The organism is Glycomyces lechevalierae, from assembly GCF_027622945.1.
GTDB lineage: Bacteria > Actinomycetota > Actinomycetes > Mycobacteriales > Micromonosporaceae > Glycomyces > Glycomyces rutgersensis.
In genome coordinates this window covers 97,866-108,558 of record NZ_JAPZVQ010000011.1, presented here as the reverse complement: position 1 = coordinate 108,558, position 10,693 = coordinate 97,866, and the positions used below count along the sequence as shown (strand labels likewise).

The window sequence follows — 10,693 nt, the reverse complement described above, 5'->3', positions numbered from 1 at the left end:
CGGCCTCGGCGGCGAGGTAGACCGCTTCAGGGACCGTGGCGCGGATGCGGGCCACGAGCTCGGAGACGGTGGCGGCAACGCGGGAGCGCCGCACGCCCTCGACGCGGCTCGTAGGCGGTACCTTTTGGTACTACTCGTTACACTTCGTAGTACAGGTCGAACTCGTGCGGGGTCGGGCGGAGGCGGATCGGGTCGATCTCGTTCTCGCGCTTGTAGGAGATCCACGTCTCGATCAGGTCCGGGGTGAACACGCCGCCCTCGGTGAGGAAGTCGTGGTCGGCCTCGAGGTTGTCGAGCACCGCGTCGAGCGAGCCGGGGACCTGCTGGATGTCGCCGTACTCCTCCGGGCCGAGCTCGTACAGGTCCTTGTCGACCGGCGCCGGCGGCTCGATCTTGTTCTTGATGCCGTCCAGGCCCGCCATGAGCATGGCCGAGAACGCCAGGTACGGGTTGCTCGACGGGTCCGGCACGCGGAACTCGACGCGCTTGGCCTTGGCGTTGGAGCCGGTCACCGGGATGCGGGTGCACGCGGAGCGGTTGCGCTGCGAGTACACGAGGTTCACGGGGGCCTCGAAGCCCGGCACCAGGCGGCGGTAGGAGTTCACCGACGGGTTCGTGAACGCGAGCAGGCTCGGGGCGTGCCGGAGCAGGCCGCCGATGTAGTGGCGGGCGGTGTCCGAGAGGCCGGCGTAACCGGTCTCGTCGTAGAACAGCGGCTCGCCGTTCGCCCACAGCGACTGGTGGGTGTGCATGCCCGAGCCGTTGTCGCCGAACAGCGGCTTCGGCATGAACGTGACGGTCTTGCCGGCCTGGGTCGCGGTGTTCTTGATGATGTACTTGAACTTCTGCACGTCGTCGCCGGAGTGCAGCAGCGTGTCGAAGCGGTAGTTGATCTCCGACTGGCCCGCGGTGCCGACCTCGTGGTGGGCGCGCTCGATGGTGAGGCCGCCCTCGATGAGGTTGGTGACCATGCGGTCGCGCAGGTCCGCGAAGTGGTCGACCGGGCCGACCGGGAAATACCCGCCCTTGTGGCGCGGCTTGTAGCCGAGGTTGCCGCCGGGCTCGTCGGCACCGGTGTTCCACGCGCCCTCGACCGAGTCGATCTCGTAGAAAGCCTGGTTGGCGGTCTGGTCGAAGCGGATCGAGTCGAAGATGTAGAACTCCGCCTCGGCGCCGAAGTACGCGGTGTCGGCGATGCCGGAGCCGGCCAGGTACTGCTCGGCCTTCTTCGCGACGTTGCGGGGGTCGCGGCTGTAGGCCTCGCGGGTGAACGGGTCGTGCACGAAGAAGTTCAGGGCGAGCGTCTTCTGCTCGCGGAAGGGGTCGACGAACGCGGTCGCCACGTCCGGCAGGAGCAGCATGTCCGACTCGTGGATCTCTTGGAAGCCGCGGATCGAGGAGCCGTCGAACGCGAGGCCTTCCTCGAGGAGGTCGTCGTCGAAGGACTCGGCCGGGATGTTGAAGTGCTGCATGACGCCGGGCAGGTCGCAGAAGCGGACGTCGATGAACTTCACGTCGTTGTCGCGGACGTAGCCGAGGAGCTCTTCAGGGCTGGAGAACACGAAGGTATTCCTCTCGGTAGGTGAGGTGCCGGAGTCCCGCGGACGGTTCCCCGGACGGCCGTACTCAGGGCCGGCTCGCAAGCTTCGCCGGACTGGCCGACCTCGCTGTCGACGCCTAAGCTTATTAGGCGAAACGCTAACCGCGATCAATTGCCCCACCGTAAATCAAATGTTTCGTGCGTGTTACTTGCGTTGTTCAGGTCTGTTCCACATTGACCGAAACCACTGCTCACGGCGGTGCAGAAGGCACCTTTCGGGCCGACCCGTAGACTCGCGCCATGACGAGCGAACGCGGTGCGAACACCCCCGAAACCACCGGCTCCGGCCAGGACCTGGCCACCCTCGGCGCGCGGTTCGTCGCGCTGCTCGTCGACTGGATCCTGTGCCTGGTCTTCTCCTACCTCACGGTCGCGAGGATCACCCCCGACCCGTTCGGCGTCAACATCGCCGTCTCGCTGATCTTCCTGCTGTACTACACGCTGTGCATGAGCTTCGGCAGCCAGTCGCTCGGCATGATGGCCATGCGCATCGCCTGCGTCTCGGCCGCGACCGGCGGCCGCCTCGGCCTCGTTCGCTCCTTCGTGCGGGCGCTGCTGCTCTCGCTCCTGCTCCCGGCCCTGACCGCGCTGGCCCACCCGTACCACCGCGGCCTGCACGATCTCGCCGCCGGATCGGTGATGCTGAAAGTGCCGCCGCGCGCGGCCTGACGCCGCGGCCGGCGGAGCTCCGCTTCAGCTCCGCTGCAGCCACCGGACGAGCAGCGGCGACGGCACCGGGTAGGCGCCTTCGCGGCGCACCCGCGTCGCGACCTCCTGGTCCGACGACACGACGATGACCGGCCGGCCCTCGGGCTCGACCCGCGCGAGTTCGACCACCACGTCGTCGGCGATCTGCCCCTTGGCGCTGAACAGGACCCGCACGCCGCGGGCGCTCGGTTTCGTGCCGAAGATCGCGTCGGCCCCGTCGAAGACCACGGTGATCTCCGCGTTCGTCTGCGCCGCGACCGCACCGAGGCCCTGGACGAGCCGGTTGCGCTGCTGCTCCAAGGTCAGCGTCTCGCCCCAGGCCGAGATCGTGACGTTGTAGCCGTCGACGATGAGGTGCGGGTTCGGCAGCGACAGCAGGTGGTCGAGGCGCTGCGGGTCGGTCTGCTCGAGGCCGCGCGAGCCCTCGGCGGTGCGCTCCTCGGGTTCGGCGCACAGCTCGTCGCCGATGTAGTCCGCCGGGCGCTCCGCGACCGGTTCGAGCCCGAGCTCGCGGCGCAGGCCCGTGGCCGTGCCCGAGAGCGTGTCCATGAGCAGCCACAACCGGGCCGACATCAGCCGCTCGTGCTCCCTGTCGGCCTTGCGCACGCGTTCGAGCTGCGACCGCAGCGACTCCACTTCGGATTCGAGGCGGCGGCGCTCCGAGCGCCGCTCCGCGTCGAGGTGCTTGAGCCGGCCCCGCTCGGCGGCGAGGTCCCCAGCGGCCTTCACGGCCTTGTCCTCGGCGTCCTTCAGGTCCCGGCGGACCCGCCGCAGCTCCTCCTGCAGGACCGCGGCGGCCGAACGCTGCTCGGCGAGCGCCCCGCGGAGCTTCCCGTTCTCCTTCTCCAACGCCGCCAACCGCTTCGGGTCCACCTGCGGCGTGGCTTCGGCGGCCGGGGCCGCCGGGGGTTCGGGCACGGCCTGCGCCGCGGTGGCGACGAGCTCCCGCCAGCCCTCGGGCCGGATCAGGTACGCGAGCGCGGCGACCTCGGCCGGGTCGGCCATCGGCGAGACCTCGCCGCCCGTGGCGACGGACGCGATCAGTTTCGAATCGGTGGCCGTGAGCACTTCGGCCAGGCCCTCGCGGAACGCCGCGTCGGTGGCGAGCGAGACGACGATCTCGGACTTCGCGAGCTTCGCCCGCTTCGCCGGGTTGAACTTGAGGAAGCGCCGGAGCCGCGCCGGGACCTGCCCGGGGGCGAGCCCCGGCATGGCCACCGCGGCGATCTCGATCGCCCTGCGCCGCACCGGTTCCGTCAGGAACACCGCCGGGCCCTCGCCCCCGGCCCCAGGTTCGGCGGGGTCCTCTTCGGACGCCCCGTCCCCGCTGCCGCCGTCCCCGGAGACCGCCGGTTCAGGGCCTTCGTCGCCGCTTTCCTGGCCGCTCAACATAGGCACCAGTGTGCCACCGCCGTCACAGGCCGGGACTGGCGACCGCAGGTCTTCACCACCGCGTCATCGCGGATCGCAGCGCACGTCCGGACCCGCGTGTCAGACTGGTCGGATCATGAAGGGGGTCATGATGAGCCGGACGCTGCTGGTGACCAACGACTTCCCGCCCCGCCGGGGCGGCATACAGACCTTTGTGCACGGCATGGCCCTGCGGCTGCCCTCCGACGACCTGGTCGTCTACACCTCGACCTCGCCCGGCTGGGCCGAGTTCGACGCCGCCCAGCCCTTCACCGTGGTCCGCGACCGCACCGCGATGCTCCTGCCCACGCCCCGGGTCGCCCGCGCCGTCACCGCCCTCGCCCGCGAGCACCGCTGCGACCGCGTCTGGTTCGGCGCCGCCGCCCCCCTCGGCCTCCTCGCCGCCGGCCTCAAGCACGACACCGGCATCGAACGCGCCATCGCCCTCACCCACGGCCACGAGGTCGGCTGGGCGATGATGCCCGGCACCCGCGGCGCGCTGCGCCGCATCGCCGGATCGCTCGACGTCATGACCTACCTGGGGGATTACACGCACCGGCGCATCGCCCCGGTCGCCGGGCACCTGACCCGCCTGGAGCAGTTGACCTTCGGCATCGACACCGGGACGTTCCATCCCGGCGTCGACGGCACCCCGGTGCGCGAGCGGCACGGCCTCCAAGGGCTCCCGGTCATCGTGTGCGTCTCGCGGCTCGTGCCTCGCAAAGGCCAGGACATGCTCATCGCGGCCCTCCCGCACGTCCGCGAGCAGGTCGGCCAGGACGTGCGGCTGCTCATCGTCGGCCAGGGCCCCTACGAGGCCAGGCTGCGCGCGCTCGCCCGCGCCCACGGCGTGGAACGCCAGGTCGTCTTCACCGGCGGCGTCGCCGAACGCGAACTCGCCGCGCACTTCGCCGCCGGGGACGTGTTCGCGATGCCCTGCCGGACCCGCCGCCGCGGCCTCGACGTCGAAGGACTCGGCGCGGTCTTCCTCGAAGCGGCCGCGTGCGGCCTGCCCGTCATCGCGGGCGACTCCGGCGGCGCCCCCGACACGGTCCTGCACGACCAGTCCGGGTGGGTCGTCGACGGCCGCGACCTGGGCGAGATCACCTTCCGCCTCTCGCAGGTCCTCGCCGACCCCTCGCTCGCGCACAAGCTCGGCGAGGCCAGCCGCGAATGGGCCCTCAGCGAATGGACCTGGGACCGCCAGGCCGAGCGCCTCGAGGGCATGCTCTACGGCGAAACGGTCTGAAGCGACGAAAACGGGCGGCCCGTCAGAGCCGCCCGCCGCAAGACGCCGTTCAGAACTTCGGCTGGTCGGGGGCTTCCAGGAGGCCGAGCTTGAGGGCGGTCATGAGGGCCTGCGCGCGGTTGCCCGCGCCGAGCTTCTCGTAGAGCTTCGAGATGTGGGTCTTCGCGGTCGACTCCGAGACGTAGAGCTGCTTCGCGATCCCCGCCACCGACAGGCCGTCCGCGAGGAGCTTGAGCACCTGCGACTCGCGCGGGGAGAGCTGCGGGCCCGTCGGGGTCAGCCGCCGCTGCATCGCCTCGGCCAGGTCCGCGGCGCTGAACGCCGTCGGGTTCGCCGCCGCGTGGCGGGCCGCCGAGACCACGTCGTTCGCCGGGGCCGACTTCGGCACGAACGCCGAGGCGCCCGCGTCGAGCGCGCCGAACAGCTGGTCGTCGCCGGCGTACATCGTGAGCACCACGATCCCCATGTTCGGGTGCGCCTTGCGGAGCTTGCGGGTCGCGTCCAGGCCCGAGCCGTCGGGCAGGCGCAGGTCCATGATCACCACCGACGGCATGAGGGAAGCGGCATGCCGCAGGGCGTCCGCGGCGGTGTCGGCCTCGCCGACCACCTCGAACTCCGGGTCGCGGTCGAAGGCATGCCGGAGACCCTTGCGGATCAGGTCGTGGTCGTCGACGATGAGCACGGTCGTCTGACCGGTCGTCTCCTGCGCCTCAGCGTTCATCTCGTCTCTCTCCTCATTGGCTGCCACGGCCACTCGCAAGCCATCAGTTCTTGTCGTGGTCGGGCCGTCGGGCCGTCTGTTCAGTTCTGGAAGTGCGGTCGGCGGCCGCCCACGCCGCGGACCCCGGGCGAGGGGCCTCGGCCCTGGGCGTCGGCCGCGCCCCCGCGTTGAGCACCACCGCGACCGTCGTCCCGTGCGGCTGATGCGGCCGGATCTCCAACGATCCCCGGATCCGCTCCGCACGTTCGCTCATGATCGCGAGCCCGTAGCGCCCCTCCGAAGCCTCGCCGGAGAGGCCCTGGCCGTCGTCGGTCACCTCGATGCGCGTGTAAGGCGGGTCGACCTCGCACGTCACCCACAGATTCTCGGCCCGGGCGTGCTTGCGGGCGTTGGTGATCGCCTCTTGCGCGATCCTGAGCAGCTCCGCCTCGGTACTCGCGGGGAGCCTCGCCCCGCCCTCGTCGAGCGACAAGTGCACCCTGAGGCCGGCGGAAGCGCCCACAGTACGAGCATAGTCCGCAATCGCGGAGGCCAGTCCGCCCTGACGGTCGACGTTCGAACGCAGTTCGAACAGCGAGAACCGCAGCTCGGTCACGAGCCGCGTCACCTCAGAGCGCAGGTCCTCCAGCTCGCCCTTGGCCTCCTCGGCCTCGGGCGGGAGGATCGCCATGGCGTTGTCGATGCCGTAGCCGAGCATCGCCAGCTCCTGGGCGATGCCGTCGTGGATCTCGCGGGCGAGGCGCTGGCGTTCCTCAGTGGTCGCCATGGACCGCACGTCCTCGAACAGCAGCGCGGTCTCCAGGCGCAGGGCCGCGCCCTTGGTGCGGTCCTCGGCGGCGGTGATCGCTTCAGGGCCGAACGCGGCCGGATCGTCGGACTCGATCGCGACGAGGCCCACGGTGCGGCCCTCGGCGACGAGCGGGATGACGAGGGACGCGACGGGACCTTGGGTGGAGCGCGACAAGGGCACCTGTCCGGCCTGCGGTTTCTGCCCGGCCCACGCGTCGGCGAGGAGCGAGTTCAACTGCGGGGAGGTCTCCCAGTCGACGCGTTCGTCGGCGTGCTGGGCGAGCACGACCAGGCGCCGGCCGGAGGCCGCGGAGAGCACGGCCGCGCGGGCGACTCCCGGTATGCGCGAAGCGGTGTCGACGATCTCGGTCGCGATCCCGCCCGGGTCCAGTGTGGATCCGGGAAGCTGGCGGGCGACGACGCGGAGCTGTGTGAGCAGGGCCGCGGCCTCGGCGTACGGCAGCTGCGAGTGGTGCATGTCCGAGGAGCGGGAGCGGCGCATCCACCAGGCGCCGACGGCCGAGGCGAGCCCGAAGGCGAGCGCCACGGCCACCGTCGTGACGTAGGCGCCGCGGTCGTACGCGGAGATCCGGGGGGTCTGCGCGATGAGCCCGACCGCGGCGACGGCGACGAGCACGGCGGGGACCCAGGTGCGCAGGCGCGCGTACCGGTCGTCCTCGGCGTTCGGGTCGGCGGCGTCGAACGCGGCCGTGGCGAACGGCGCGATCAGGTAGGGCAGCAGCCAGGCGGCCGGGAGGCCGTCGGTGGCGAGGGTGCCGAGCACGACGACGGCGACCTCGGCGAGCTGCCCGGCGGGGGCCAGGAGCCGGTGCCGGGGGAGCACGACGCCGGGGAGCGCCGCGAGCGCGAGGATGCCGCACCAGGTGGCGGCGTCCGCGAGCCCTTCCGAAGCCCAGCCGAAGACCGCGACCAGCGCGAACAGCACGCCCCGCAGCGCGAGGGCGGGCAGTCGCCACTGGCGCTCCAGCACCGCCTCATCGCTCATGCGGGCACCTCGCTCACTCGTTTCGTCGCGCCTTCGCCGTGTCGTAGAGCGCGTTGATCTCGCTTGAGTATTTTTCCATGACAACGTGGCGTTTGACCTTGACTGACGGGGTGATTTCCCCGGCGTCCTCGCTCAGCTCGACCGGCATGACCCGGAACTGCTTGATCTGCTCGGCCCGGGAGACCGTCTGGTTGGCCTCGTCGACCTTCGCCTGCAGCTCCGCGAGCAGCTCGGGGTCCTCGGTGAGGTCGGCGATCGCGGTCTCGGGGTTCTTGCCGTTCCTGGTGAGCCAGTCGCGGAGCATCTCGCCGTCGAGGGAGATCAGGCAGCCGATGAAGGGGCGGCCCTCGCCCACGACCATGGCGTACGCGATGAGCGGGTGGGAGTCGAGGATCTTCTCGAGCGGGCCGGGGGCGACGTTCTTGCCGCCGGCGGTGACGATGATGTCCTTCTTGCGGCCGGTGATCGTGACGTACCCGTCGTCGTCGATCTCGGCGATGTCGCCGGTGGAGAACCAGCCGTCGGCGTCGAGGACCTCGGCGGTGGCGGCGTCGTTGTTCCAGTACCCGGGGAAGACCTGCGGGCCCTTGGCCTGGAGTTCGCCGTCCTCGGCGACGCGCAGGGCGGTGCCGGGGGTGGGGCGGCCGATGGAGCCGACCTTGATCGCGGTCTCGAGGTTGAGCGAGAGCACGGGGGAGGTCTCGGTGAGGCCGTAGCCCTCGTAGATGGTGACGCCGATGCCGCGGAAGAAGTGGCCGAGCTCGGGGCCGAGGGCCGCGCCGCCGGAGACCGCGGAGTTGCACTCGCCGCCGATCGCGGCGCGGATCTTGCCGTAGACGAGCAGGTCGAAGAGTTTGTGGCGGAGCTTCAGGCCCAGGCCGGGCCCGCCGGGCTTGTCGAGGGCGCGGCTGTAGTCCTTGGCGCAGGCGGCGGCCTTCTCGAAGATGCCGCCCTTGCCGCCGTCGACGGCCTTCTGGTACGCCCCGGCGTAGACCTTCTCGAACACGCGGGGGATCGCGAGCAGGGTGGTCGGCTTGACCACGGGCATGATGGCGGTGAGCCTGGTGCGGTCGGCGTGCGCGATGGTGGTGCGCGATTCCATGCCGGCGAGCTGGAGGATGCGGGCGAGGACGTGCGCGAGCGAGAGGAACAGCAGCATGCGGGCGCCGTCGTAGAGGACGCCGGGTACCTCGGGGACGATGTTGCGGATGTCGGCCAGCAGGTTGCGGTGGGTGAGCATGCAGCCCTTGGGGCGGCCGGTGGTCCCGGAGGTGTAGACGATCGTGGCGAGGTCGTCGGCGCTGCGCGAGGTGCGGCGCTCCTCGATGTCGACGTCGGCGTCCGCGCCGAGCGTGCCGAGGGCGTCGACCGCTCCGGGTTCGCCGTCGATGGTCCACACGTGCTTGACCTGGGTGCCGAGGCCTTCGACCATCGCGGTCATCTCGGCGTTCTCCACGATCGCGGCGACCGCGCCGGAGTCCTCGAGGATCCATTTCGCCTGGTCGGCCGAGGAGGTCTCGTAGATGGTGACGGTGACGGCGCCGGCGGCCCAGATCGCGTAGTCGAGGAGGGTCCACTCGTAGCGGGTGGCGGACATGAGGGCGACCCGGTCGCCGGGCTGGATGCCGGCCGCGGCCAGGCCCTTCGCGGCGGCGACGACTTGCGCGCGGAATTCCACCGAGGTGACGTCCTGCCAGGTGGCGCCGCCGTCGAAGGTCCGCATGAAGAGGACCGAGGCGGGGTGGTTCTCGGCCGCGTCCCAGAGCGCGGTGAGGGTGTTGTCTTCGTCGGGCACAGTCACCACGGGGGGGACGGCGAACTCGCGCATGGAAAGGCTCCGTTCAAGACGCCATGTTCACGGCTTTGTAAAGTGGCTCACAGCTCATGTTACCGGTGGGTCAACTTCCATCGGAAGAGGGACTGTGAGGCAGACCATGATGCTAAGGGCAGCTTAGCGGAGCAGGGCCGGGACCGTCGAACGCCGTTGCGGGACTGTCACCCAAGCGGCCCGCTCCCACGCCGCCCGGTGATACCTTCGCCGAGTAGGACGGAACGGCCGATTTCATCTCCAGGTCATCGCGCTGTAAAGTCCTCGGTGGCCCGCAGCGTCGCGCGGCATTCCACGCCTCAAACCGTGAACCGCTGGAGGGTACAGCAGTGAGTCTGACTATCGGAGTCGACATCGGGGGCACCAAAGTCGGCGGCGGCGTCGTCGACGAGAACGGCAACGTCCTCGCCACGACCCGGCGCCCCACCCCAGCGGACGACACCACCGGCGTCATCCAGGCCGTCAAGGAAGTCGTCGAAGAGCTGCGCGAAGGCCGCGAGATCGAGGCCGTCGGCATCGGCGCGGCGGGCTGGATCTCCTCCGACCGCTCCACGGTGATGCTCGCCCCCAACCTCTCCTGGAAGAACGAGCCGCTGCGCGACAAGGTCGCCGCGGCCGTCGAACTCCCCGTCATCGTCGAGAACGACGCCAACGTCGCCATCTGGGGCGAGCACAAGTTCGGCGCGGCCAAGGCCCACCGCTCCTCCGTGCTCTACACGATCGGCACCGGCGTCGGCGGCGGCATCGTCGTCAAGGACAACCTCCTCCGCGGCACCCACGGCGTCGCGGCCGAGATCGGCCACATCCGCTCCGTCATGCCCGACGGCCGCAAGTGCGGCTGCGGCCGCCACGGCTGCCTCGAGCAGTACGCCTCCGGCCGGGCCCTGACCCGCGCCGCCCAGGAGGGCGCGGCCGAGCACCCCGAGAAGGCCGCGATCCTCCTCAAGCTCGCCGGCGGCGACCCCGAGTCGATCACCGGCCGCCAGGTCACCGAGGCCGCCCGCCAGGGCGACGAGGTCGCCCTGGGCGCCTTCGACTTCATCGGCTACTACCTCGGCAACTCCGCCGCGGACATGGTCAACCTCATCGACCCCGGCGTCATCCTCATCGCCGGCGGCGTCGTGGACGCGGGCGACCTGCTCCTCGACCCGATCCGCAAGCACTACAAGGAGGCCCTGGCCTCCCGCGCCCAGATCCCGGTCGCCGAGGTCCGCGCCGCCGAGCTCGGCTCCAAGGCCGGCGTCATCGGCGCGGCCGACCTCGCCCGCCACCGCGAGATCATCCCCTAAGGACTGCAACAGGGAAGGGCCGGCGCGCACGCGCCCGCCCGCTCGCCTGCACATGCGGTGAGCAGCCCGTCACGGCCGCCGGGCCCGGGATCG

Annotated in this window: 8 protein-coding genes; 3 read left to right on the top strand and 5 right to left on the bottom strand. The window is 70.9% G+C overall.

Features of this window, described 5'->3' with window-relative positions; translation table 11 throughout:
* Positions 1-137 precede the first annotated feature (137 nt).
* The gene (gene glnA, locus O2L01_RS17430; RefSeq protein WP_270123267.1) at positions 138-1,562 is read right to left on the bottom strand and encodes a type I glutamate--ammonia ligase; all 1,425 of its coding nucleotides are present in this window, start codon (positions 1,560-1,562) and stop codon (positions 138-140) included.
* A 278-nt stretch (positions 1,563-1,840) separates the two neighbouring features.
* Here glnA and O2L01_RS17425 point away from each other — a divergent pair, with 278 nt between their 5' ends.
* Complete coding sequence (locus O2L01_RS17425; protein ID WP_270123266.1) at positions 1,841-2,269, top strand: RDD family protein; 429 nt, start codon at positions 1,841-1,843, stop codon at positions 2,267-2,269.
* A 24-nt stretch (positions 2,270-2,293) separates the two neighbouring features.
* Here O2L01_RS17425 and O2L01_RS17420 read toward each other — a convergent pair whose 3' ends face one another.
* A complete protein-coding gene (locus tag O2L01_RS17420) occupies positions 2,294-3,700 on the bottom strand; it encodes an NYN domain-containing protein (protein WP_270123265.1) in 1,407 nt (468 codons plus the stop codon).
* Positions 3,701-3,830: 130 nt separating this feature from the next.
* Here O2L01_RS17420 and O2L01_RS17415 point away from each other — a divergent pair, with 130 nt between their 5' ends.
* Positions 3,831-4,967, top strand: a complete 1,137-nt coding sequence (locus tag O2L01_RS17415) for a glycosyltransferase family 4 protein (protein ID WP_270123264.1) — start codon at positions 3,831-3,833, stop codon at positions 4,965-4,967.
* Positions 4,968-5,016: 49 nt separating this feature from the next.
* On the opposite strand, the gene O2L01_RS17410 is transcribed toward O2L01_RS17415, so the two are convergent.
* Genes O2L01_RS17410 through O2L01_RS17400 form a run of 3 tightly spaced genes read right to left on the bottom strand, consistent with a single transcriptional unit; the run spans position 5,017 to position 9,311 of the window.
* Positions 5,017-5,688 carry a response regulator transcription factor gene (locus tag O2L01_RS17410; RefSeq protein WP_205324017.1) on the bottom strand — a complete coding sequence of 224 codons (672 nt, stop codon included), beginning with the start codon at positions 5,686-5,688 and terminating at the stop codon, positions 5,017-5,019.
* A gap of 43 nt (positions 5,689-5,731) precedes the next feature.
* Complete coding sequence (locus tag O2L01_RS17405; protein WP_270123263.1) at positions 5,732-7,483, bottom strand: sensor histidine kinase; 1,752 nt, start codon at positions 7,481-7,483, stop codon at positions 5,732-5,734.
* 13 nt (positions 7,484-7,496) lie between these two features.
* Positions 7,497-9,311, bottom strand: coding sequence for an AMP-dependent synthetase/ligase (locus O2L01_RS17400; protein WP_270123262.1), 1,815 nt, complete (start codon positions 9,309-9,311; stop codon positions 7,497-7,499).
* A gap of 329 nt (positions 9,312-9,640) precedes the next feature.
* Between O2L01_RS17400 and O2L01_RS17395 the strand changes: the two genes are divergently transcribed.
* Positions 9,641-10,600, top strand: a complete 960-nt coding sequence (locus O2L01_RS17395) for an ROK family glucokinase (protein ID WP_270123261.1) — start codon at positions 9,641-9,643, stop codon at positions 10,598-10,600.
* The last annotated feature ends 93 nt before the right edge of the window (positions 10,601-10,693 follow it).